Here is a 25,127-nt window from a genome sequence, read left to right on the forward strand (position 1 = left end):
ATTGTCATCGTAAGGGACTGTTGTCAGTCCACGTTTTATTATTGAGTTTTGATGTTATCACGGTACCTAAACTTGTGTGTAATTTGCGTATCGAAGACGCAATTTCAGCCTAAACTACGAGTCCAAAGAAACATTCTGCTACAACGCCCCGAAAGAGCACGAAAAAACATGCGGGACAGCCCTTTGCAAACCGGTTGATTTACGATACCTTCCGTCTTCACGTCGATCTGCATACAAGCTAATACGGACCTCAAATTATGCCTATAGAGCACAAAGCCGCCGCCACCAGCCCCACCGCCAAAGCACTTGAAAACCGCACCTTTGGGTTAATCTTTGCTGGGATATTCGCGGTGATAGCTCTAATTCCCTTAATAAATGGCAATTCTATAACTATTTGGGCTGCGATCTTATCCGGCCTTATGGCGTTGTCAGCACTGTTACTGCCGACATTATTGACGCCACTCAATACTCTGTTTCAGAAGTTTGGCTTGGTGATGCATAAAATCACTAATCCTATTTTTATGGGCTTAGTATTCTTTGGCACGGTGCTGCCAACTGGCCTAATTATGCGGCTACTGGGCAAAGACCCCATGCACCGAAAATTAGACCCAGCAGCGGACTCATACTGGATAGCGCGCGAGACTCACCTAGTGACTAAAGACTCGTTCGACAACCAATTTTAGAGCGCCCCATCTTACGCAACTAACATACGAAAGCTAACGTCGACAACCGCAATCAATAAGCCTTGGCATGTACATTACGCTGAGCGCGACACAAGGAACCAACAATGGAACTAATTAAAGAACTCTGGAAATTCATGAAGGTACGCAAGAAATTTTGGCTATTGCCCATTATGGTCTTTGCTCTATTACTTGGTGGTTTGGTGATCTTTGCCCAAGGCTCCCCACTTGCACCGTTCATTTACACTCTATTTTAGCCTACCCATGATCATACTCGGCATTTCGGCCTTTTATCACGACAGCGCAGCCGCAATTATTGACGGTGAAAAAATTATCGCCGCAGCTCAAGAGGAAAGATTTTCTCGAGTGAAGCACGATGCAGCCTTCCCCATCAATGCGGTTGAGTATTGCCTACAGGAGGCTGGCCTGACTTTGAATGAAGTCGACAATGTCGTGTTCTTTGAAAAGCCCTTTGTTAAATTTGAGCGATTACTGGAGACTTACGTTGCCTTTGCTCCTCGGGGATTTCAATCATTTCGATCAGCTCTGCCTTTGTGGGTCAAAGAGAAACTTTTCCAGAAAAAGATCATCCGCGAAACAATGGCGCATTTAGGCACCGAGTATGACTGGGAAAATCGCCTTAAGTTCTCTGAGCATCACCTCAGCCATGCTGCCAGTGCATTTTTCCCATCACCATTCGAAGAAGCGATTGTGCTCACCTTGGATGGCGTTGGGGAATGGGTAACAACGTCAATGGCAATCGGCCGCGGAAACTCACTTGAGATTGTAAAAGAAATACACTTTCCGCACTCGCTGGGCTTGTTGTATTCAGCGTTCACATATTACACCGGCTTCAGAGTGAACTCTGGTGAATACAAAGTAATGGGCTTAGCCCCCTACGGCGAGCCTAAATATAAAGACTTAATTTTACAGCACATCATTGACGTAAAGGAAGACGGCTCGTATCGGTTAGACCAACGCTATTTTAACTATTGCACTGGCTTGACCATGACCAATGACAAATTCGCAAAGCTGTTTGGTCGCCCCGCACGAGTACCTGAGGATGAACTAGAGCAATTCCATATGGACATCGCGGCTTCAGTACAGGCCGTCACTGAAGAAATAGTTCTCAAGCTAGCCAAATCACTGTCGGCCGAAACCGGCATAAAAAATATTTGCTTGGCAGGCGGCGTAGCGCTCAACTGCGTTGCAAATGGCAAACTTCAACGATCCGGTTATTTTGACAACGTCTGGATTCAGCCAGCAGCCGGCGATGCCGGTGGTGCACTTGGTGCGGCGCAAGCTCTAGCGCACCTCTACCATGATGTTCCGCGCGTGGTGCAGGCTAACGATAATATGCAGGGCAGCTATCTAGGCCGCGAATACAGCGATGACGAAATCCGCGCGAGTCTAACCGCGATTGGCGCAAAATTCACCGAACACCAAAGCCGCGATGCCATGATAGAAGCAACGGCCACCGCGTTAGCCGACGAAAAAGTAGTTGGCTGGTTCCAAGGGCGAATGGAGTTTGGCCCACGTGCGCTAGGCGGACGTTCAATTCTCGGTGACCCTCGCTCCCCAAAAATGCAAAAAAACTTGAACCTGAAGATCAAGTATCGCGAATCATTTCGGCCTTTTGCCCCGTCAATTTTAGCTGAACGTGTGAATGACTACTTCGAGCTATCTGGGTCAAGCCCCTACATGCTGCTGGTTGATGCGGTAAAACAAGATAAACGACTATCCATGTCAGATACTGAACAATCATTGTTCGGAATTGAAAAGCTCAACGTACCACGCTCAGAAATTCCGGCCGTTACACATGTCGATTATTCAGCGCGAATTCAGACAGTGCACCGTGAAACCAATCCACGTTATCATCAGCTAATCTCAGAATTCGACAAGAAAACCGGCTGCCCTCTAGTAGTAAACACTAGTTTCAATGTTCGCGGAGAACCTATCGTCGGATCGCCGGAGGACGCGTTTAATTGCTTTATGGGCACGGAGATGGATCTACTATCCATTGGCCAGTTCACGCTCAATAAGAGCGAACAAGACGCGTCTTTGGCAAAAGACTATAAGAATGAATTCAGCTTAGATTAAGCTGTTAACCAAGGGGCTGAGCTTCATCAGCCCCATGTGAAAAGCCGAGACGAAACACGATACTGCAGTAGTTGCTCACTATAAATTGCGGTATTTTAGATCGCCATAGACCCAAAATGGTCATGCAAGATCCAATCAGCTGACCAACACAATCAATTTATTCCTGCTCGGTCAGTTAGCCAGCATTAGCCTTCCAACAACAGCAAACTAAGCGCTCCCAATATCGATGCCGATTTATCGGCTAATTCTCCGTCGCCGTCAATAAAGGTCAGTTCCATATTTATAAAACTATCAAACTTACGGTAAAGAAAACTTTCACCATCGGTGAACGACAACGGGTTACCTGCGGCGGTGGTCGGGAACTGTGGATCGCTGAGAACCCCTTCTGGGCAAGTTTCACACTTCAGTTGTACATTCCAGCCACTAATATTCGATAACCGCGGCACGCCCAGCAGAAAAGGAAATGCAGTTTGATCTTTGCTAGCCGACATCATTTGACTGAACACGGGCTTATTCGAAAGCGCAGCACCGGTCAATACTAGCTCAATCTCCTCATCGCCATCCGCCGCCACACCGTCCGGTAAACGAATAGTCCCGGAGTACATATCGGCACGTTCCAACGCGATATCTACCGTGATAACGCCGTCATCGTCAACCGGACTGCTAGCCAACTGAAAAAGCTCTGCTTGGAGCTCGTCAACCACACCTTTAGAAGTATCCCAAAATCCGGCGGTGGTTAACGGTAATGATGACGTACAACCACTGATGCACTCAAACCGCAAACGGAAATCTTCGTAGTCGGGCGCATCTGGATCCTCAGATGAGGCATCATCTTTCAATAGAATAGAATAATTTGCTGAACGAGAAAATCTAGCAATCGTTACAGTCGTTGAGGTCTCTAGCTCACCATCATCGGTCAAAATGATCGACAATGGGTCAGTTGACACTTCAAACACAAGTTCATCTTGACTAACAATAATACCTGCAGGTAGATCAACTGTTCCTGAGACACGATTCGTTTGACTTAGAGCTGTGGTCGAGAATAGTAGCCCGGCAACGATTAATGCGGATTGAATTAGTTTCATGCTTTATAAAAAAATATCTGAGTAAAAGTAGATAGCTATCCAAATCATCTGGTTTAGCTCCAAAGTATCCAACCATGCCCAACGAAAAAAACGGCAAGCGAATAACGCCTGCCGTCACAATTTCTTTCTATTCTCGCCGAACTTAACCTACACCAATCCTTGTAAACTCAACGACTTCGTTCAACAACCCACCAGGCGGCTACCGACATGGCACTTATACCACCTAAGGCAATCAGCATATGCATGGGCGACAGTGTAATCGAATGCGGCATCATTGCGATAAAGCCTCTGATCAAGCTATTAAAATCGATCATGAAATAAGCAATCACCAAACCGACAAGCACACCAATCAACTCAAATGACACACCAGAGGCCTTGCGTCTAACCGGCTCTTCAGGTATCGAGTTGAGCACCATTTTAGTGAAATTGTCTGACGCAAAATTAGGTGCCGATTCTCGTGCATCACTGAACAATGCATCAAGAGCGTCTGCGCCCATAGCTAACTCGCTGAATGACTTGTCGTCCAGTGTAGCGTTTGCAATTTCAATTTTATCAGTCATGCTGTTTTCTCCTGCCAGCCGTGCAAACTTTGTTGCAACGCCGCTCGGCCGCGATTGATATGAGTTTTCACAGTTCCCAGTGGAATTCCCATAATATCTGAAATTTCCTGCTGTGTATTCTGTCTGTGTAATAACAAGTGTAACACGGAGCGTCTTTCTGGCTCTAACATAGCTAACAATTTGGCAACCTTTTGATGCAGCGGTGAGTCTTCCTCACCGTGCGGAGCTTCCGCGATTTGATTTGCAATATATGGATTCTCATCAATTGATTGAGTATCCAGTTGACGTTTACGAACATGCTGTAGAAAAACGTTGTAACCGATACGGTAAAGCCAACTGGAGAACTTGGCCTCTTTGCGAAATCGGTGCAACTCTTTAAAAGCTTGAATAAATGTTTCTTGTGCAAGGTCATCGGCTAAATCTTCATTCCAATTAGTTAGCTGCCGCATCGAGTAACGTAGGTTCGACTGATGCCGATTTACCAACTCAGTAAATGCGCGCTGATCGTTGTTGCTTACCGCAAGTTCGACCAGCACTGCCTCATCCAATTTATTCACAATTATGCCTAAACGTCGCTAATCTGATTCAAGCCCGGACTAAAGGCTGTGCTTACGTTCAGCCAAGTACCAATACACCAATCTAGCGATACCAATAAACATCGGAATTAAGCCGAATCCTGCAACCGTATTCTCGCCTACCGCGCTAAACCCAGCTACCACTCCAAGCCCTATCCCAGTCAACATGATTCCACGCTTGAGTGAATCGCCACCGTCATTGTCAATCGTGTGTAGGATTTCTGGTGGCACATCTTTACCGGCATCCAGAAAGCGGTTAATCAGCTCAAGTCGTTGACGGCGTTTCTTATGCCCAAACCAAAGCACTAACAGCACGATGATTACCGGCATGCCGAGCGTTAGAACCACCGCAGGAATCGCTATTAGTAGCGCAGCGAGCGGAATTCCATCACCATCGACGTTGAATGTAAAACCGTCCTCAATCGCTGATACTAGCTTCTCTTTCTCTTCGTCAGTTAAACCGTCTATTTCGCGGTTCAATTCATCCGCGAACTCTTCACCAAGCTTCTCCTTAATAGCACTCCGAGCCAAGGCAAATTTTTCATCAGTGGTCAATTCCTCGTCATCGTCGATCGTGAGGTTCAATCGAATTCCAGAGTCGAGATCTTCAATATTGACATCAGAGCCGGTGCTTAGCTCTTTTGCGGCTTGTGCCTTCGGAATATTGACGTCTGCATCCTGAGCGTGGGATGACGCTGCACCGCTCAGCATTGCCGCTAGACCAAAAGCGATAAATAGGTTTTTCATGAGTATTCTCCAGTTGTTGTTAAACACTGTTACTGTGTTCTTGGTGATTTAGATGCGTCTACCAGACATTCGGATTCACCTTTTTGTCTAAAATTAGTAAAAATGCCACTTTTTATTAAAAACACGTACCTAACACCTCGTTAAAACGAATTTTCACGAGGTGCTTCAGAAAAATCTCGGCGTTGGCCGATCTAGCTGTAAACCTCCCTATCAATACTTCTAGGCGATTAATTAGGCAAAAGCGGCGATCTAGCCGTTAATGAGATCACCAATCCGTATCAAAAAACTTAAATATATATCGGCACTGATAGAGTAAGACTATGCGACTTGTATCACGCGATCGAACTAAACGATTAAGCGCAAGCCAAAATATTTACGGGCAATCCAAGTTAGGTTGCCCGTAAACGAAACAAAAATAGTTGCTAGCTTCGATACAACCAGCATGGAGGGCTTAACTGCCTAGACAGATGAGTCATAACAATCTAGGCCGCCTACCCATAACCTATCGGCAAGTTCTAATTATTCGCCATCAAGTGCTGAACCACCTTGTCGCCGAAATCGGCCGTTTTCAGTAGCTTGATACCGCTGCCAGGCTTAGATAGATCCGCCGTTGAGTAACCAGCATCAAAGACACTTTGCATAGCATCCCAAACGTTGCGTGCCTCATCAACCATATTGAAACTGTATTCCAGCATCATTGCCATAGAGCCGATCATTGAGTAGGGGTTGGCGATTTGCTGTCCGGCAATATCCGGTGCTGAACCATGTGAAGGTTCATAATAAGCTTTGCCGTTTTCACCGAGGCACGCCGACGGCATCAAGCCAAGTGACCCCAATATCCCGCCACCTTGATCGCTCAGAATGTCACCAAACATATTCTCCATAACCATGACGTCAAATTGACCAGGATTCAAACACAAAGCCGTCGCAGCCGCGTCGACCAAGGTATGAATCACAGTCACATCAGAATACTGACCGGCAATCTCTTCGAGCACTTCATTCCATAGCACGCTCGATTTAAGTACATTACTCTTATGAATATTGTGCAACACCTTCTTGCGTGATTGCGCTAGCTTGAAGCCTTCATGCAATATCGCCGCGATCTGGTCTTCATCATATTCAAGCATCTCGCGTACGTAACGCTTACCTTGGTCATTGACTCCCATCTCCTTGGCGCCAAAATACAAACCACCAACCAACTCTCGAACCATGATGATATCAATACCTTCACCAATAACTTCAGCTTTAAGCGGTGAAAAATGGGCAAGTGATTTAGGCAAATAGACCGGTCTAAAATTAGCGTAGGTATTCAGGCGCTTGCGCAACGGCAGCAGTGCTCCCCGCTCAGGTTGCTGATCAACTGGGATTTTTTTTGACTCTTGATGACTCAAACCAATCGGTCCTTTAACGACAGCATCAGCCAAGTCGACCAAACGCTGAGTTTCCTCAGGAAAGGAACTGCCGTGGCTAAAATATGCACTAGCACCAAAAGGCGCCTCGATCAGGTCGAATTCGACCTCATTGCGTTGCTCTATGACTTTGAGGACTTTAATACCCTCTTGCATGATTTCTGGACCGATTCCGTCGCCGGCCAAAATAGCGATTTTGTATTTACTCACGTTTTATCTGATAGTTTGATTGTGTCGCGCGATGGATTTTAGCTGAATTAACTAGCCATGCGTACCCTAGCCGAGTAAAAGTGCTGCAATCAAGCTCTGCGTTAACAAGGAGTCGTTCAAGTTACCGAGCACGATACCCATTCACACGCTTTACACAATCAAAAGCACCGTCACAGTAAGATGGCTCAGTTCTATTGTTATCGGTCTCTGTTTACACGTTTTCTGCATCCCGATAAGATACCGTACAGTTACATTTTTCACAGTCGTCTATTTTACTTCTGATTTAGATTCAGATAACCTCAGACATCCAAGGTGATTTCATGAACATCAAGCAAACATTCAACCGCAACTGGATTCTAACCAGCGCGCTGCTGTCACTTTTTTCATCTACGAGCGCTGTCATTGCGCAAGAAGCTGAACTTAGCTTCACGACCACCAAGGTGAGCGACACGGTGTATATGCTAAGTGGCACAGGTGGGTTCACGGGCGGAAATGTCGGCTTAACCGTTGGTGACGACGGCGTCGCGATGATTGATAATGGGGTATCCGACGTACTTGACATTCTACGAGAGGAAATTAAGAAAACCACCGATAAGCCGATTGACTACTTAATCAACACTCATATTCATGGCGACCACACTGGTAACAATCACGCATTTGGTGATGGTGGAACAAAAATAATCAGCCATCAAAACTTACGCCATTCTTTGGTGACCAAAGGTGTTGCAAAAGAAGAAGGGTTCGAGCCTGCACCATTATCGGCGTTGCCGGTCTTAACGTTTTCCGACCAAATGACGATTCACATCAATGGAGATGCCGCCAAGATCATGCATTTCGCAAATGCACATACCGACGGCGATGCTGCAGTAATGTTTGAATCCGACAATATCATCCACACCGGCGACATTTTATTCAATAAGGTATTCCCATACATTGATGAGAGCAATGGCGGCAGCATGGCTGGCGTGATTGATGCTCTTAAAGCAATTGCGGCACTCAGCAATGAATCCACTAAAATCATACCTGGCCATGGCCCGCTCGCCGACAAATCGGACGTCGAACGCACCATATCTATGCTTGAAGACAGCTACCAAATGATCGCAGAGCTAGTCGCCAACGGCAGCACTGATGAAGAAATTATTGCCGCGAACCCACTAAGCAAATATCAAGACTATAACTGGGGATTTATAACTACCGAACGTATGACAAACCAAGTCATATCCGCTGCCAGAAAAGCAGCTAAGAGCTAAGCATCATGGAAAGTGAATTTTTTATTGCCACACTATTTAATTTGGCAATCAATCTGCTCTATACACTACTCTCTTTGTTAGTTGGGGTCATTGCATTAAAGTTTGTCGATAAACAACTGCTCAAGAATGTCGACATCGAGCGACAACTACAAAGCGGCAATATAGCGGTAGCGATTTTTGCCTCGACCATTCTTTTGTTCGTGGCGATTATTGTGTCGTTCGGTCTCAAAGGTTAACCAAGCGTTAACTCCTAACCAAGGATGGTACTGAGGGTTATAGTTTGTTGAAAAATGGTTTGCTTAAGAATAGTTTTGCTTTACTGATAATCTGCCTGATCGCGTTAGCTTACTTAGAGCAAACGCGCCACGTTGTAGTCCAACGAGGTGGCGGTGATGGGGCTAGCAGCTTACCCCATCTCTCAACCGTCGAACCGCTAGCGCAAAACAAGCAACAACGAGGTTTCATCACCAGCCAATTCGGCATGTCGCACTTCAATACCGACGAATTAAACGCCATCGTTGGCGCACCGGACTATCAAGCAGGCAACGATAGTTTTTATTTAACCGACCCCAAGCATCGGATCATCAATTATGTTGCCGTGGGGATTAATCAAAAACCCTACTTCGCAAATTCGTATCTAGTCGGTTTCGTACCGTTTCAAACGGATCGAATTTGGGTCCCGTTGGCAACCCTAAGTATGCGTAAACGCTATGTGCTGGACCATATACAATATGGGCCCAGCATGTCGGATGTCTGGCAAAACTCAGAACAAGCTTATTACTACGGTCATGGAGACTGTGAAGACCATGCCTTACTGTTGGCTGATTGGTTAATTGGTTTAGACTACGATGCCCGAGTCGTGATTGGCGAGATACCAGCAGGTGGACACGCTTGGGTAGTAGTGTTTCTCGATGGTAAGGAGTACGTACTCGAAGCGACAGATAAACGCCGACCGTCATCATTAAACGATTTCATGTTGGCCAGTCTGGCCACGGCTTATCGGCCGAAACTTCAGTTCAATCGAACTTCGTTTTGGGAAAACACCGGTTCAACATTAACCGTTCGCTATGGCGATGATAAGTGGCAACTACACTCACGATTTAAACGCGAGTCGCCGGCGCCATTAACGCTAGTCGAATGACAATGCTTGATCACAAACCAAAACACCATTTTGATCGGCGTACAGCCAATCGCCCGGCATGATGGTTTGACCAGCAAAGGTAACCGGTACATCCAGATCGCCTAAACCGCGCTTCTCAGTCTTCATAGGATGCGTATTCAACGCCTTAACGCCAACGGCGGTCTCGGCAATTTCTAAGCAGTCTCGAATACACCCATTGATTACCAAACCAGCCCAACCATTATCGGCGGCTTGTGCGGCCAACATATCCCCTAAAATAGCTCGACGTAACGACCCGCCGCCATCCATCACGATCACACGCCCTTCGCCGGGGGTAGAAACCAACTGTTTGACAACAGAGTTGTCTTCAAAGCATTTGATCGTGACAACTTGACCAAAAAATGACGTGACGCCACCATAATCATTGAAAACACTGTCTAGGACCCTTACCTGCTCTGGATAGGCATCACAAAGGTCTGGCGTTGAAACTAAATTATTATCTTTTTCAGTCACTTGGTTTCCTCACATTAATATGTTCAAAGGGGCAGTGTCGACATGCGTTTCCGCAACATCGGCCACGAGCTAAATGGTAAGCCTCGGTTAGAACCATCAGACCATTCTCCATATAATAATGCTCGTTTTCTCGCAATTCCTTAATCGGCCAAACAGGCGCGTTGACCGAGTTTGTGGCTTGAGGTGCTGAATCAGCGTTCGACTTTGTGATTAGGCTCATAATAGCTGCCGCTAAGTGCTGCGACGATATTGACCACCAACCTCAAAAAAGGCATCCGTCAACTCGCCAAGCGAACAAGTGCGCACGGCATCCATTAACGCTTCAAAACCATTGCCACCGTCGTTGATAGTTTGCTTTATCTCAGCAATCGCCGCCGATGACTCTGACTCGTGTCGCTGCTTAAAGTCTCTAAGTCGACTGATTTGGCTTTGCTTCTCATCGTCAGTAGAACGCGCCAGTTCCACAGTAAACTCTTCCTCAGCCGCTTCAGGCAAGAAGGTATTAACACCAATAATCGGGTAACTACCATTGTGCTTCTGCGTTTCGTACTTCATTGACTCTTCCTGAATTCGACCACGTTGGTAGCCGGTTTCCATCGCCCCTAGCACACCACCACGATCTGAAATACGCTCAAATTCGCGCAGAACCGCTTCTTCCACAAGATCGGTTAGCTCATCAATAATGAAAGCGCCCTGCTGCGGATTCTCATTCTTAGCTAAACCAAATTCTCTATTTATAATCAACTGGATAGCCAATGCTCTTCGCACTGATTCTTCGGTCGGCGTGGTAATAGCTTCATCATAAGCATTGGTGTGCAGACTATTGCAATTATCGTTAATTGCCAATAGCGCTTGCAACGTGGTTCGAATGTCATTGAACTGCATTTCCTGCGCATGCAGTGAACGTCCAGAAGTTTGAATATGATATTTCAACTTCTGACTACGTGCATTAGCACCATACTTCTCACGCATTGCAACAGCCCAAATACGCCGCGCGACTCGACCGATCACGGTGTACTCGGGATCCATTCCATTTGAAAAGAAAAATGACAAATTTGGTGCGAAGTCGTCAATGTGCATGCCGCGTGCCAAATAAGTTTCAACAAAGGTAAAACCATTGGCTAAAGTAAACGCGAGCTGCGAAATCGGGTTAGCCCCAGCCTCAGCGATATGATAGCCAGAAATAGAAACCGAATAGAAATTACGAATTTCGTGATCGATAAAGTATTGCTGTATATCGCCCATCATGCGAAGACTAAACTCAGTTGAGAAAATACAAGTATTTTGACCTTGATCCTCTTTGAGAATGTCTGCTTGCACTGTGCCGCGTACGGCACGCAGCGCATTGGATTTTATCGTTGCATGCTCGCTCACGTTCGGCTCACGATCATTCTCCGCCACGAATTTATCCACTTGCTGATCGATCGCAGTATTTAAAAACATCGCTAAGATAGTTGGCGCAGGCCCATTTATGGTCATCGAAACCGAGGTATTCGGAGCACACAGATCAAAACCATCAAATAGCTGCTTCATGTCATCCAGCGTCGCTACCGAAACCCCTGAGTTACCGATTTTCCCGTAGATATCTGGACGCTCTGCTGGATCAAAGCCGTACAGTGTCACTGAATCAAACGCGGTCGACAAACGCACAGCTTCGGCGTGTTTAGACAACCTCTTGAAGCGCTGATTGGTTCGTTTCGGGTCACCTTCACCAGCAAACATCCGTGCAGGATCTTCACCTTCGCGCTTGAATGGGAATACGCCGGCGGTATATGGGAAGAATCCTGGTAGATTTTCGCGTTTCATCCAGCGCAATAAATCTCCAGCGTCTGAGTACTTAGGCACTGCGACTCGCGGCACCAACGTGCCAGACAAGCTTTCACGCACCAACTGAGTTGTAACCTGCTTACCGTTTGGCAAGGTGTCGGTTCGCTCTACTCCGCGATAAGATGCAGCTCGATCCGGCCACTCATCGAGCAGCGACTTACTCTCAGCACTTAGCTGTTGGTCGCGCTCGCCGATCAACTGCATTATCTGAGGTGAACCAGCAGAATCACCAAGCTCTAACATCTCCGCTGTGCGCGTGAGTGCTTGACGTTCACTGGCGATTGCGGCTTGTTGATCTGCATCAGCTAAATACGCGCGGACTGTCTCAGCAATTTCAGCGAGGTAGCGTTGTCGAGAACTGGGCACAATAACTGAGCGCTCAGATGGTACTCGATTATCTTGGAATGGAAGAGTTGATTGCCAATCACGCAGGCCTTTTTCACGTAACACAGTCAACAGTCCATGATACGCAGAGGTAACCCCATCATCGCCAAAGCGAGACGCAATCGAGCCAAACACAGGTAACTTTGCAGGCTCGGTATCCCATGCCTCACGATTTCGTTGGACTTGCTTAGCAACATCGCGTAGCGCATCAGCGGCGCCCTTACGATCAAATTTATTAATCACCACCAAATCAGCAAAATCAAGCATATCGATTTTTTCTAGCTGGCTCTGAGCTCCAAACTCTGGCGTCATAACATACATCGATGCATCGACGTATGGCACGATGCCCGCATCGCCCTGCCCGATTCCAGGCGTTTCGACAATTATTAGATCAAACTCGAAGTGTCGAAGCGTCGCAATTATGTCCCGCAAGGCCTCAGGGACCTCACCACTTGAACCGCGTGTAGCAATGGAACGCATGTATATATTGTCAGCGTAGATCGAATTCATGCGGATTCGATCACCTAATAGCGCGCCCCCGGTCTTCCGGCGCGTTGGATCAATCGCTAGCACGGCGATTTTGGCCTGATCTTGGCTATCAATGCGAAAACGCCTAATCATCTCATCAGTTAACGATGACTTACCTGCGCCGCCGGTGCCTGTGATCCCCAGTACCGGTACACGCTTGTCCGACGCCAGTTTAATCTTCGCCAGGCTTAATTTATCGATTTGTTGGTTCTCAATCGAACTGATGATTCTCGATAATGCGACTAGATCGGTACGATCTTGTCCGGCGAGGTCAATTTTTCCATTTACTGTCGGCGAAACCTGCACACAACGATCAATCATGTCTTGAATCATGCCAACCAGGCCAAGCTTCATGCCGTCTTGCGGAGAATAGATGCGCTCGACCCCATAATCGTGTAACTCTTGTATTTCCGCCGGCACAATCACGCCACCGCCACCGCCAAACACGCGAATGTGTTCAGCGCCGTTGTCTTTGAGCATATCCACCATATATTTAAAATATTCAACATGACCGCCTTGATACGAGCTCATTGCAATCCCTTGCACATCTTCCTGCAACGCGGCCTGCACCACTTCCGCGACTGAACGGTTGTGCGCCAAATGAATCACCTCAACCCCTAGAGATTGCAAAATTCGTCGCATAATATTAATTGATGCGTCGTGCCCATCAAAAAGACTCGCTGCGGTGACAAACCTCAGCGGCGTAGCTGTCTGACTCGATTGCGTCGTTGCATTGTCGAGACTGCTGTTAATCGTCATTACCTGTTTCCTCGCTCAATAAGCGTGTCATGGTTAGTTTAAGACCATCGTGTAAGCTTTTGGTTTCATTTAGTTTTTCAGGATTCGCCAGCCAGTAATAGACTACCCCGATAATAGATGCGCTAAACTGCGCTGCAATCACGTCCGCCTCTTTCTTAGCACGTTCTGAGATTCGCTCGTCGTGTACTATCCAATTTACTACGTCCTGAAAGCGTCGTTGATGAATAGCCTTGATGGTTGCACTTAGCTCAGAGTCGCTATTGAGTGACTCAAACCACAAGGTGTATAGCGTCCTAACATGATCAGGTGCGTCAACACAGAAATCATAATGCTGATCAATGGCATGCTCAATCGCCGCCAACCCCGACTTGGTGTTGGTCACCTCTTTAAGCTTAGCCAACCACATCTCACCAAGCTTCAACACGACAAAGTTAAATAGGTTGTCTTTAGACCCGAATCGATGACTAGCCAAGCCACGACTGTAGCCTGCCAACACACCAACATCGGTAAGGCTAGTGGCAGATGGCCCCCGCTCAACAATCAACTTGACGGTTGCATCAAGCATCCGTTGGTCGGACATCTCGGTGCGCTGCGCCTGCGTTCGGCGCGGCTCGCGTTGATTGGCGACATTATTCATTGAGACTACGAGAAAGATTGCTCATTTAATTCGGAACCAATGCCGGCACCATCACGTACCGCACTCCCAAAAGCAAACGCTCGCGGTAACATTTGGTGGATATAAAACCGTGCCGCTAATAGTTTATTTGCGTAAAACTGCGAATCACCTTCACCGGATTGAAGCTTTTTGTGCGCCGCAAGCGCACTGCGATAGTGATACCACGCACCGCACACATACCCCATTTGCATCAAATAATTGTATGCCACAGCACCTTCGAAATAGTCGCTATCTTTATGATTATCAAGAATATAATTTGAAGTCTCTTGCAGTTCTGATACGCCAGCACGAAACGCATCTCGCAATTCAGGAAAATCACCGGCTGACTCAACTGATTGCGTCATTTCGTTCATCAACGCCTTAACCCCTGCGCCACCATCACGTATTAATTTTCGATTAACTAAATCATTTGCCTGGATACCATTGGTACCTTCATAAATCGAGGTGATACGAGCATCTCTATAATGCTGAGCAACGCCTGTTTCCTCAACAAACCCCATGCCACCATGCACTTGAATCCCCAGCGATGTAACTTCATTAACCAGCTCGGTACACCAAGCTTTAGTTACCGGCGTCAGCAAGGCAAATCGTGTGGAATGATAATCGCGAGTCTCCTCATCATCGCCATGTGTCCGTAGATCGTGCGACATTGACGCGTCGTAGCACAGAGCTCGCATAGCGTCAGTGAGTGATTTCATCTGCATCAGCATGCGCTGCACGTCTGGATGCCCAATAATACTGATGCTATCACCGGTCGCTGGTGAACGACCTTGAACGCGTTCACGCGCGTAACTGAGTGCGTCTTGGTAGGCTCGCTCTGATAGGCCAACTCCCTCTAATCCAACTTCTAGGCGCGCATGATTCATTAACGTAAACATGCAAGCTAAGCCCTGACCAGGCTCACCGATCATGTACCCGACAGCGCCAGCATTCTCACCAAAACTCATAACACAAGTTGGGCTCGCGTTAATCCCAAGCTTATGTTCGGTAGAAACCACTTTAACGTCGTTGCGTTCGCCCAGACTACCATCTTCATTAACCAAAAATTTCGGCACCACGAACAGCGACAAGCCCTTTACTCCCGCAGGTGCATCGGCTAACGGCGCTAACACGATATGCACGATATTATCGGTCATGTCATGCTCGCCCCAGGTAATGTAAATCTTCTGACCTTTAATGAGATAGTGATCATCATGAGGGGTCGCTTTAGTTTTTAGATTTGATAAATCGGAACCTGCATGTGATTCTGTCAAATTCATCGTGCCAGTCCACTCTCCCGAAATAAGCTTCGGTAAGTAAATAGCCTTGAGTTCATTACTCGCATGCGCCGCAAATACATCAATCGCACCAGCCGTCAACATCGGGCATAGGGCCATCGAGGTATTCGCGCTATTCCAAAACTCACTTGCCGTCATATGCACGGTGAATGGTAAACCTTGACCACCATATTCAGGGTCTTGCGCTAAACTCATCCAACCGTTGTCAACAAAAAGTTGATACGCTTCTTTAAAACCATCTGGCGTCACCACCTCGCCATTGACTGCACGGCTGTGTTGTAAGTCGCCAACACGGTTTATCGGCGCGAACACTTGCGCAGCAAATTTACCAGCCTCTTCAACCACTGCATCAACAAGCTCTGCAGAAGCTTCTGAAAAATCTGGCAAGGCGTACAATTTAGGCACATCAAGTAGATCATTAAGTACGAACGATATTTCCGAAACTGGTGCTTGGTAATCTGCCATTGCTTGCTGCCTTCCTAAATAGGATAAAAGAATTATATTTTGATGGTTGTGGTACGGACTATAAATAGACTTGCCTGAACAAACCCCAATTTACTTGTTTGCAACAAGCAAGTCAATTAGCCACAGATATTGCCGCTATTACTATCAGAAGCAATAATCGATCTAGATAATATCTAAAATGGCGTTATCATGATGCAAACAAGATGTACCTATCGACAGTAAACTCCCGTGAATAACTCCATTCAATCAAGAAAAGCACCGTCCTCAGCGCGGGTCGGGCGACGCCGCGACAGCACTAAACACCAGGACATAATGCAAGCCACACGCGAATTGGTTGGCGAACTCGGGTACCGAGGGCTGTCCTTAAGTTCAATTGCGAGTCGCGCCAAAGTGTCGCGCAATGTGCTTTACAACTGGTGGAATGGTGATGTCAGTCGCATCGTCGAAGAAGCCTTTCTACCCAACGTTCGTGAATGGCCGGTACCGAATACTGGGAGCTTTGAATCAGACATCGATCAATTTCTCGACTTAACCATCGACGCTATCCACAAACCTGATGTGCTAAAAGGGTTCTTAACTTTAGCGGCAGAAATCGTCGACGATAGCGCGCAGTTATCACAAACTTCCCGCTATTTTCGCGCCCCTTACGCACGCCTGATTGCCAAGATCGTTCAACAAGCAGAAGCAAGAGACGAGATCTGCGCAGACCTTGATCCCAATCATTTAGCTCAAATCATTTCAGGCAGCGTCATGCAATTTGCGATTAGCAAGAAACCTGGCCGCCGAAATACTAAAATAGTCTTATCAAAAATCATCCAAAAACTCGCTCAAAAATAGCCTAGTTGTATACAATAAGCCCTGAATTATTGAATAAAAATGGAAATAGTGCCATTTATTCGCCTCATTGTTGACAATTAGTCGCCGCACCAGCAAACTAACGAGGCTATGTTAGAAGCCAATAACAATGTCTCGGACAATCCACCAGAACACTCAGACAATACCCTGAGCGGTCAAACCACGACCGCACTACGAGAGGCTATCGTCACGGGGCAAATACGTCCTGGCGAAAAATTAAATGAGCCGCGATTAGCTGAGCAATTTCATGTCAGTCGCGGCCCCCTCAGAGAAGCTATACGTCGCTTGGTCGCAATGCGCTTAGTTCGGCACATCCCCCATGTTGGGGCAACCGTCGTCACCATGAGCCCAAATAGCATCAAGGACCTTTACGAAGTCCGCGAAGTACTAGAGGGCAAAGCTGCTGGCCTAGCGGCTCTTAATATGACTGACGAGCAAATTACCCAACTACGCAAGCTACTTGAAATTCACCGCCACCATACCGAAACAAATGCTGGTGAGTACATGCAAGCCGAGGGCGATTTCGACTTCCACTATCAGATCATCAAGGGTTGTGGTAACGCCCTACTGGCAAACCAACTGTGTGACGAGCTATACCATCTGATTCGCATGTTTCGGTTCCAGACCAGTCGCTTCAAAGCCCGCTCTAATCGAGCGCTTATAGAGCACGACCAGTTAATTTACGCCATTGAGCTGCGCGATGCTGAGCTGTCAGAAATGCTGATGCGAAAACATATAGCTCGGGCCAAAACATCCATTCTTAACTCTTTAGCAACGCAGAGCTGACAACCATGACTATACATTCAGCCGGCCACCGATTTCGGGTCGCTCTAACTGAAAATTCGCCCCTTCAAATTGTTGGAACGGTAAACGCCTATTCGGCGCTAATGGCTACCAAAATCGGCCACCAAGCGATCTACATCTCCGGCGGCGCATGCGCTAATGCATCATATGGCTTACCCGATCTCGGCATGACCAGCATGAATGACGTACTAGAGGATGCTCGACGAATAACGTCAGCCGTCGATACCCCGCTGCTTATCGATATCGACACCGGATGGGGCGGTGCGTTCAATATTGCTCGCACGATCAAAGAATCCATACGAGCTGGAGTCGCCGCCGTCCATATGGAAGATCAAGTCGCGCAAAAGCGCTGCGGACACCGCCCCAACAAAGCCATTGTCAGCCGCCAAGAAATGGTTGACCGAATCAAAGCTGCAGTAGATGCACGAACCGATGATAATTTTTTTATTATGGCGCGTACCGACTCCTACGCAATAGAAGGCCTAGAGGCGTCGATCGAACGTGCAGCAGCCTATGTCGAAGCGGGCGCCGACGGAATCTTTGCTGAGGCAATGGCCTCACTCGATGAGTATCAAGCCTACAACCAGGTCATCGACGCGCCGATTCTAGCCAACATGACTGAATTTGGAATGTCACCGCTGTTTGATACGCAAGAGCTGCAGGCACACGGTGTCTCGATGGTTCTCTACCCTCTCACGGCAACACGCGCGATGCACAAGGCGGCCGAAATGGTGTATCAAGACGTTTTGAATAAAGGGCACCAACGCGACATGGTCGAGCACATGCAAACACGCATGGAACTCTATGACTACCTGAACTACCACGAATATGAGACAACATTAGACACACTGTTCTCAACCCACACCAACAAAACAACAGACTAAGGAGTATCCCTATGTCATCTGATTCAAAACTGAGCGGCGCAGGCCTACGCGGACAAGTTGCCGGACAAACCGCCTTGTGCACCGTTGGCACTCAAGGCTCAGGCCTTAATTATCGAGGCTATGACGTCGACGACCTTGCCGAAAACTGCATCTTTGAAGAGGTAGCGTACCTGATACTCAAGGGTCATTTACCGACTCAAACGGAACTCGACGCGTACCAACGCACTTTGCATGGCTTACGTAGCCTACCAAGCGCATTGAAAACCGCACTCGAACTCATACCCGCCAGCGCCCATCCGATGGATGTCATGCGCAGCGGCGTATCACTGCTTGGAAACCTCGAGCCTGAAACAGATTTCTCACAACAAGCCGAATGCGTTGATCGAATTTTAGCCCTATTGCCAGCTATTGTTGTGTATTGGTATCGATTTTCACACGAAGGTGTACGGGTTGATACAGACACCGACGAAGCGACTATAGGCGGACACTTCCTACATATGCTACACGGTAAACCGACTAGTGAGCTACATGCCAAAGTGATGAATGTATCACTGATTCTCTATGCAGAACACGAATTCAATGCATCTACTTTTGCCGGCAGAGTTGCCGCATCTACGTTAACCGACATCCACTCGGTAATTACTGGAGCAATTGGCACTCTGCGCGGCCCATTGCATGGCGGCGCAAACGAAGCAGCAATGGAAATGATCGAGCAATGGTCAACTCCGGATGAAGCCGAAGCTGCGATTCTCGACAAGCTGGCCAACAAAGAATTGATTATGGGATTTGGGCACGCGGTATATAAAGAACGCGATCCACGCAATGCAATTATCAAAAAATGGGCAGAAGTGCTTTCGAAAGACGTTGGCGATGAAGTCCTATACCCCGTTTCGGAACGAGTTGAAGCGGTAATGAAACGCGAAAAAAACATGTTCTGCAATGCAGACTTTTTTCATGCGTCGGCCTATAACTTCATGGGCATCCCGACCGGGCTATTTACACCAATTTTCGTGATGTCTAGGGTGACTGGCTGGGCCGCACACGCCTTCGAGCAACGTGCCAATAACCGGATTATCCGTCCTAGTGCTGAATACATCGGCCCGGAACACCGAGCAGTTGTACCTATTTCAGACCGAGACTAAGAGAAAATATAAAATTATTCAATAGCTTAGCAAACATAGTTGAAAGCCAACAGCATGGTCACTGCTGTTGGCTTTTTAGCTAATCGGTGGATATATTTATCTGAAGACGCACGACTCTTTGCAAATCAATCAAATGCAGACGCCGGAACTCGCACAGAGCCTTCCATAAGAATCCTTGCCGAGCGACTCATCACGGCTTTTGATGCCTGCCATTTACCGTCGACCAAACTAGCACTAGCACCAACCTTTAGCGTTCCCGAAGGATGTCCAAAACGAACAGCATTGCGATTACCACCGCCGCAAGCAAGGTTGACCAAACTACCCGGCACCGCTGCAGCCACACTAATCGCTACCGCAGCAGTACCCATCATAGCGTGATGCAACTGCCCCATGGACATCGCACGCACTAACAAATCAATCTCCTCTCGGTCGACTAATTTGCCACTGGACGCTGTGTAGCTATCTGCTGGCGCAACAAATGCGAGCTTTGGCGTATGTTGACTCGCGGAGGCTTCTTGCAACGTGTTAGCTAAACCCATTTGAAGCGCACCACTGAGTCTAATTGCCTCTAGCTTAGTGAGCAGGCTCGCATCACTATTAATATCAGACTGCAATTCTTTACCGGAAAAACCGAGGTCCGCGGCATTAACAAAAATGGTTGGAATGCCGGCATTAATCATAGTTGCCAAAAACACTCCATGACCTTCCACCGCTAAATCATCTACGATATTACCGGTCGGAAACAGATCGCCATCGCCGGCAGCTGGATCCATAAATGCCAATTCAATTTCTGCGGCCGGGAACGTCACGCCGTCTAGCTCAAAATCTCCTATTTCCTGCACCTCACCGTCTTTAATCGGCACCGATGCAACAATAGTTTTAGCAATGTTAGCTTGCCATATTTTAACTTCGACGATGCCATTGTCTGGTAATCGGCCCGCATCAAGCATGCCCTGAGCTATAGCAAAAGGCCCTACCGCTGCACTCAAATTACCACAATTACCGCTCCAATCCACCACCGGCTTATCAATAGATACCTGGCCAAATAAATAATCAACGTCGTGATCAGCTTGAGTGCTCTGAGACACTAGCACCGTTTTACTGGTACTCGAAGTTGCTCCGCCCATCCCGTCGGTCTGCTTTCCATATTGGTCGGGACTCCCAATCACACGCAGCAATACTTGGTCACGTACACGCCCAGGAGCTTGCATGCTTGCTGGCAAGTCTGCCACATTGAAAAACACACCTTTGCTAGTGCCACCGCGCATATAGGTCGCAGGCACTTTGATTTGCGGACGACTATTCATATTGGTATCAGTGCCCTGTGTCATAGCCCCGCCCTCACTCATTAGTTGCTACCGTTGATTCTAAAAAGTCTTGAGCAAAACGCTGTAAGACCCCACCGGCGGCATAGATAGACACCTCTTCTTCGGTATCCAGGCGACACAATACCGGAACCACAAAATGCTCACCATTAGTGCGTAACACGCGCAGTTCAAGCATCGCGCCGGGGGTTGGTGTACCAAGCACATCAAAGGTTTCCGAACCGTCTATCTTCAGCGTTTTACGTGTAGTGCCCTTGGCAAATTCGAGTGGCAATACGCCCATGCCGATCAAGTTGGTGCGATGAATTCGTTCAAACCCTTCCGCAGCAATCGCCTCAACCCCGGCCAGTCTTACGCCTTTAGCGGCCCAGTCACGCGATGACCCTTGGCCATAATCCGCGCCGGCGATAATAATTAGCGGCTGCTTACGTGCCATATACGTTTCTATGGCCTCCCACATCCGCGTGACGGTGCCTTCTGGCTCAACTCTAGCCCATGACCCTTGTACTACTTGACCGTCTTCAAGGACCATTTCATTCAATAATTTAGGGTTGGCAAACGTTGCACGTTGCGCGGTCAAGTGGTCACCTCGGTGCGTTGCATACGAATTAAAGTCGGCCTCAGGCACGCCCATCTTAGTCAAGTACTCACCAGCGGCACTGTCGGCCAAGATCGCGTTAGACGGCGACAAGTGGTCGGTGGTGATATTATCGCCGAGCACCGCAAGTGGCCGCATACCCGTTAGCTTACGCTCACCGGCCAGAGCTCCCTCCCAGTAAGGCGGTCGACGAATATAGGTACTCATCTCGCGCCAGTCATACAATGGGCTGATTTCGCTATCATGCGATACCTCAAGATTAAACATTGGCTCGTACACCGACCGATACTGTTCGGGCTTAACACTTGCCGCCACAATCTCATCAATCTCGTCGTCGCCCGGCCAAATATCCATTAACCGAACCGGCTTACCGTGCTGGTCATGACCCAATACACCGTTTTCAATATCAAACCGAATGGAACCAGCAATTGCATAGGCAATGACCAACGGTGGCGACGCCAAAAATGCTTGTTTCGCATACGGATGTATACGCCCATCAAAGTTTCGATTGCCCGACAAAACCGCCGTCGAGTACAAATCACGCTCTACTACTTCTTGCTGTATTTGAGGGTTTAACGCACCACTCATGCCATTACAGGTAGTACAAGCGAAGCCGACAATACCGAATCCAAGTTGCTCTAACTCGGTCAACAAACCGGCCTCTTCTAAATACAGTTGCACTGTTTTTGATCCCGGCGCCAAAGAACTTTTAACCCATGGCTTACGCAGCAAACCGAGCTTGTTGGCATTTCGAGCAATGAGGCCCGCGGCAATCATATTGCGCGGGTTACTAGTATTCGTACAGCTAGTAATTGCGGCAATAATTACCGCACCGTCAGGCATATGGCCCTGCCAGTTAGTCAAGTCGACATCTTCCACAATGTCGCGGCTAATACCTTGCTCAGCGAGGTCTGATGTCGCGACTCGGCGATGCGGGTTCGACGGCCCAGCAATATTGCGCCCGACACTGGATAGATCAAAACTCAATACACGTTCGTATTTGGCATCAAGCAAGTCAGATGCCCACAAACCAGACTGTTTTGCATAAGTTTCAACGAGCGCCACCTGAGCTTCATCGCGACCGGTAAGGCGAAGGTAGTCGATGGTCTTCTGATCGATATAGAACATCGCCGCGGTGGCACCAAATTCAGGCGTCATATTCGAAATAGTGGCTCGATCACCAATCGTCAAGTCATTGGCTCCCTCACCAAAAAACTCTAAATAGGTCGAAACAACCCGTTCAGCGCGCAAAAACTCCGTTAATGCCAAAACAATATCAGTCGCTGTAATGCCGGGCTGCCGTTTACCGCTTAACTCAACTCCAACAATATCTGGTAAGCGCATGTAAGACGCTCGGCCGAGCATCACGCTCTCAGCTTCAAGACCACCGACACCGATTGCGATGACCCCCAGCGCATCAACGTGCGGTGTATGACTGTCTGTGCCTACCAACGTATCAGGAAATGCAACACCGTCTCGAGAGTGCACTACTGGCGACATCTTCTCGAGATTAATTTGATGCATAATCCCATTACCAGGAGGGATCACATCTACATTTTTGAATGCTTTCTTAGTCCAATTAATAAAGTGAAACCGATCTTCATTTCGACGGTCTTCAATCGCCCTATTCTTATCGAATGCATCAGTTTCAAAACCGGCATGCTCCACCGCTAGAGAATGGTCAACAATTAGCTGAGTAGGCACGACTGGGTTTACTTGAGCCGGATCACCACCTTTTGCTGCAATTGCGTCACGTAAACCAGCTAAATCAACCAAGGCTGTTTGACCCAAGATATCGTGACAAACCACGCGCGCTGGAAACCATGGAAAGTCTTGGTCGCGACGACGTTCAATTATTTGCAACAATGCAGAATCTAACTGACTTGGCTCACATCGTCTAACAAGGTTCTCAGCGAAAACACGCGAGGTGTATGGGAGTTCGTCAAACGCGCCCGGTGCGAGAGCGTCGACGGCTGAGCGTGTGTCGAAATAATCGAGCGAAGTTCCAGGGAGCGGTTTTCGAAATAGTGAGTTCATAGTGATTTTTGATCTTGAGTTAATTCGAGCACTATCGAAAGTGCGCTAAACAGCAGTGCTGTCGGAGTAACAGGATTCACCAGTTACTTAACACTCATTGTATACAATAATGAGCATTATTTCTTGTAGACCACATTATTCAGCTATAGAAAGCTATCATTGTCGACAATTAAGACTGTCTTGAGCAACACGACATAACATTTCAGCACCGCCTAGACTATTTTTATAACTATTCAAAACCTCCTCCTTCACAGAAATTTAACAATTGTGTAATATTCCTGAGCCACCAATAATAAAATTCAATCATTCTCTTTGGTTATTTCTAATATGACGATATACCATTTTCAAATCAGCTTCTTAGCCCTCATATTACAGCCCGACGGAGCGCTGTAGGCTCTAACTAAAAACACAACTTGACCTCATTATTACTCTATCTATTTCAAAGGTGAAATCATGGAAATTTTAACCGTTTTGACTCTTGTACTTTTAGCCTTAGTTGCGCTGAACGAAGTAACAGATCACTAACAGACATTAAACATTGAGCCACATAAGTGCTTAGTAGAGATAAACTCTCTAGCCGACCAACCTCACTCCTAAATTGGGATGGCTCAATTGTATTGCTAAACCGTTAGACAGAAAGTCTAACGGTTTTTTTGTATGCGCCGTGTTAATGATGACTATGCGGCTCAGCCAAACGTTCCTGTCGAGCCTGGCGAATAATTTGTACCGCTGAAGATGAGAAAAGTGATGCGAGCAAAAATGCCACGATTAAATCAGGCCAGTGAGTCTGTGTTACATAGACCAGCCCCGCAGCAAGCAACACGGCAGCATTGCCGATTGTGTCATTACGACTACACAACCAAACCGAACGAACATTAGCATCGCCATCCCGGAAACGTAGCAACAGCAATACACTGGCTAAATTGGCTAGCAACGCAGCCATCGCTATCGACCCCATTATCGGCGCTGCCGGTGAATTTGCTACTACTGCGTAATATACCGTTGAGCAAAGAACCCAAGCAGCGATAAATAGCAGACTGTACCCTTTAAGCAGCGCCACCTTACTGCGCACACCACTCGCTTTACCAATTGCCCAAAGTGACACAGCATAAGTAGCGCTATCACTCAAAAAATCCAATGCATCCGCCTTCAGTGCTTGCGACTCGCCACGAATGCCAAACCACATTTCCACCAAAAACATGGTGGCGTTTATCATGATCACGGCCAACAGCGCTCGACGATACGCAGGGCTTGCCCCATCGAAGGTATCTACATGATGACAGCTAGCTGACATAAACTAAATCGCCTCAATTACAC

At 47.5% G+C, this 25,127-nt stretch carries 23 protein-coding genes; 10 read left to right on the top strand and 13 right to left on the bottom strand.

From position 1 onward, the window contains the following. Positions 1-257 precede the first annotated feature (257 nt). The 3 genes from DFR28_RS07305 (at position 258) to DFR28_RS07310 (ending at position 2,780) form a co-directional block, all read left to right on the top strand. The gene (locus DFR28_RS07305; protein WP_113953682.1) at positions 258-683 is read left to right on the top strand and encodes a hypothetical protein; all 426 of its coding nucleotides are present in this window, start codon (positions 258-260) and stop codon (positions 681-683) included. Between the two features lie 104 nt (positions 684-787). After that, a complete protein-coding gene (locus DFR28_RS19640; RefSeq protein ID WP_170132009.1) occupies positions 788-937 on the top strand; it encodes a DUF5989 family protein in 150 nt (49 codons plus the stop codon). Positions 938-944: 7 nt separating this feature from the next. Further along, the gene (locus DFR28_RS07310; RefSeq protein ID WP_113953683.1) at positions 945-2,780 is read left to right on the top strand and encodes a carbamoyltransferase family protein; all 1,836 of its coding nucleotides are present in this window, start codon (positions 945-947) and stop codon (positions 2,778-2,780) included. A gap of 185 nt (positions 2,781-2,965) precedes the next feature. Here the strand turns inward: DFR28_RS07310 and DFR28_RS07315 are convergent, their stop codons facing one another. The 5 genes from DFR28_RS07315 to leuB form a co-directional block, all read right to left on the bottom strand. Then, a complete protein-coding gene (locus DFR28_RS07315) occupies positions 2,966-3,865 on the bottom strand; it encodes a hypothetical protein (RefSeq protein ID WP_113953684.1) in 900 nt (299 codons plus the stop codon). 167 nt (positions 3,866-4,032) lie between these two features. Beyond that, on the bottom strand, positions 4,033-4,425 hold the full coding sequence (locus tag DFR28_RS07320) for a hypothetical protein (protein ID WP_113953685.1): 393 nt from the start codon (positions 4,423-4,425) through the stop codon (positions 4,033-4,035). Continuing rightward, complete coding sequence (locus DFR28_RS07325; RefSeq protein ID WP_170132010.1) at positions 4,422-4,982, bottom strand: RNA polymerase sigma factor; 561 nt, start codon at positions 4,980-4,982, stop codon at positions 4,422-4,424. Before DFR28_RS07325 ends, DFR28_RS07320 begins: the two co-directional genes overlap by 4 nt. A 39-nt stretch (positions 4,983-5,021) precedes the next feature. Continuing rightward, the gene (locus DFR28_RS07330) at positions 5,022-5,747 is read right to left on the bottom strand and encodes a DUF6249 domain-containing protein (protein WP_113953687.1); all 726 of its coding nucleotides are present in this window, start codon (positions 5,745-5,747) and stop codon (positions 5,022-5,024) included. A gap of 515 nt (positions 5,748-6,262) precedes the next feature. Next, complete coding sequence (gene leuB, locus DFR28_RS07335; protein ID WP_113953688.1) at positions 6,263-7,366, bottom strand: 3-isopropylmalate dehydrogenase; 1,104 nt, start codon at positions 7,364-7,366, stop codon at positions 6,263-6,265. A gap of 320 nt (positions 7,367-7,686) precedes the next feature. Here leuB and DFR28_RS07340 point away from each other — a divergent pair, with 320 nt between their 5' ends. The 3 genes from DFR28_RS07340 to DFR28_RS07350 are packed head-to-tail and all read left to right on the top strand — an operon-like array spanning position 7,687 to position 9,757. Beyond that, entirely contained in the window at positions 7,687-8,616 is a 930-nt protein-coding gene (locus DFR28_RS07340; RefSeq protein ID WP_113953689.1) for an MBL fold metallo-hydrolase, read from the top strand. 5 nt (positions 8,617-8,621) lie between these two features. Beyond that, complete coding sequence (locus DFR28_RS07345; RefSeq protein ID WP_113953690.1) at positions 8,622-8,852, top strand: DUF350 domain-containing protein; 231 nt, start codon at positions 8,622-8,624, stop codon at positions 8,850-8,852. Between the two features lie 47 nt (positions 8,853-8,899). Next, complete coding sequence (locus DFR28_RS07350) at positions 8,900-9,757, top strand: transglutaminase-like domain-containing protein (RefSeq protein WP_170132011.1); 858 nt, start codon at positions 8,900-8,902, stop codon at positions 9,755-9,757. On the opposite strand, the gene rraA is transcribed toward DFR28_RS07350, so the two are convergent. Genes rraA through DFR28_RS07375 form a run of 5 tightly spaced genes read right to left on the bottom strand, consistent with a single transcriptional unit; the run spans position 9,746 to position 16,165 of the window. Further along, complete coding sequence (gene rraA / locus DFR28_RS07355) at positions 9,746-10,249, bottom strand: ribonuclease E activity regulator RraA (protein ID WP_113953692.1); 504 nt, start codon at positions 10,247-10,249, stop codon at positions 9,746-9,748. The two genes, DFR28_RS07350 and rraA, sit on opposite strands and share 12 nt — an antisense overlap. Beyond that, entirely contained in the window at positions 10,242-10,469 is a 228-nt protein-coding gene (locus DFR28_RS20045; RefSeq protein WP_113953693.1) for a DUF5522 domain-containing protein, read from the bottom strand. The genes rraA and DFR28_RS20045 overlap by 8 nt, the downstream gene beginning before the upstream one ends. An 11-nt stretch (positions 10,470-10,480) precedes the next feature. Next, positions 10,481-13,747 carry a fused isobutyryl-CoA mutase/GTPase IcmF gene (gene icmF, locus DFR28_RS07365; protein WP_113953694.1) on the bottom strand — a complete coding sequence of 1,089 codons (3,267 nt, stop codon included), beginning with the start codon at positions 13,745-13,747 and terminating at the stop codon, positions 10,481-10,483. Then, on the bottom strand, positions 13,737-14,384 hold the full coding sequence (locus tag DFR28_RS07370) for a TetR/AcrR family transcriptional regulator (protein ID WP_113953695.1): 648 nt from the start codon (positions 14,382-14,384) through the stop codon (positions 13,737-13,739). The genes icmF and DFR28_RS07370 overlap by 11 nt, the downstream gene beginning before the upstream one ends. Positions 14,385-14,389: 5 nt before the next feature. Beyond that, the gene (locus DFR28_RS07375; RefSeq protein WP_113953696.1) at positions 14,390-16,165 is read right to left on the bottom strand and encodes an acyl-CoA dehydrogenase; all 1,776 of its coding nucleotides are present in this window, start codon (positions 16,163-16,165) and stop codon (positions 14,390-14,392) included. Between the two features lie 228 nt (positions 16,166-16,393). Here DFR28_RS07375 and DFR28_RS07380 point away from each other — a divergent pair, with 228 nt between their 5' ends. The 4 genes from DFR28_RS07380 to prpC all read left to right on the top strand — a co-directional run bounded on the left by DFR28_RS07380 (position 16,394) and on the right by prpC (position 19,850). Beyond that, positions 16,394-17,002, top strand: coding sequence for a TetR/AcrR family transcriptional regulator (locus DFR28_RS07380; protein WP_147250949.1), 609 nt, complete (start codon positions 16,394-16,396; stop codon positions 17,000-17,002). 108 nt (positions 17,003-17,110) lie between these two features. Continuing rightward, positions 17,111-17,806 carry a GntR family transcriptional regulator gene (locus DFR28_RS07385; RefSeq protein WP_113953697.1) on the top strand — a complete coding sequence of 232 codons (696 nt, stop codon included), beginning with the start codon at positions 17,111-17,113 and terminating at the stop codon, positions 17,804-17,806. A 5-nt stretch (positions 17,807-17,811) separates the two neighbouring features. Next, entirely contained in the window at positions 17,812-18,708 is an 897-nt protein-coding gene (gene prpB / locus DFR28_RS07390) for a methylisocitrate lyase (protein ID WP_113953698.1), read from the top strand. 11 nt (positions 18,709-18,719) lie between these two features. Beyond that, positions 18,720-19,850 carry a bifunctional 2-methylcitrate synthase/citrate synthase gene (gene prpC / locus DFR28_RS07395; protein ID WP_113953699.1) on the top strand — a complete coding sequence of 377 codons (1,131 nt, stop codon included), beginning with the start codon at positions 18,720-18,722 and terminating at the stop codon, positions 19,848-19,850. Between the two features lie 125 nt (positions 19,851-19,975). Here the strand turns inward: prpC and prpF are convergent, their stop codons facing one another. The 3 genes from prpF to DFR28_RS07410 all read right to left on the bottom strand — a co-directional run bounded on the left by prpF (position 19,976) and on the right by DFR28_RS07410 (position 25,104). After that, positions 19,976-21,157, bottom strand: coding sequence for a 2-methylaconitate cis-trans isomerase PrpF (gene prpF / locus DFR28_RS07400; protein ID WP_113954533.1), 1,182 nt, complete (start codon positions 21,155-21,157; stop codon positions 19,976-19,978). Between the two features lie 34 nt (positions 21,158-21,191). Then, complete coding sequence (gene acnD / locus DFR28_RS07405) at positions 21,192-23,810, bottom strand: Fe/S-dependent 2-methylisocitrate dehydratase AcnD (RefSeq protein WP_113953700.1); 2,619 nt, start codon at positions 23,808-23,810, stop codon at positions 21,192-21,194. Between the two features lie 667 nt (positions 23,811-24,477). Further along, positions 24,478-25,104, bottom strand: coding sequence for a cation efflux transmembrane domain-containing protein (locus tag DFR28_RS07410; RefSeq protein ID WP_113953701.1), 627 nt, complete (start codon positions 25,102-25,104; stop codon positions 24,478-24,480). Positions 25,105-25,127: the final 23 nt, after the last annotated feature.

Origin of the sequence: Arenicella xantha, from assembly GCF_003315245.1 — a bacterium.
In the GTDB taxonomy this organism is placed as follows: Bacteria; Pseudomonadota; Gammaproteobacteria; order Arenicellales; family Arenicellaceae; genus Arenicella; species Arenicella xantha.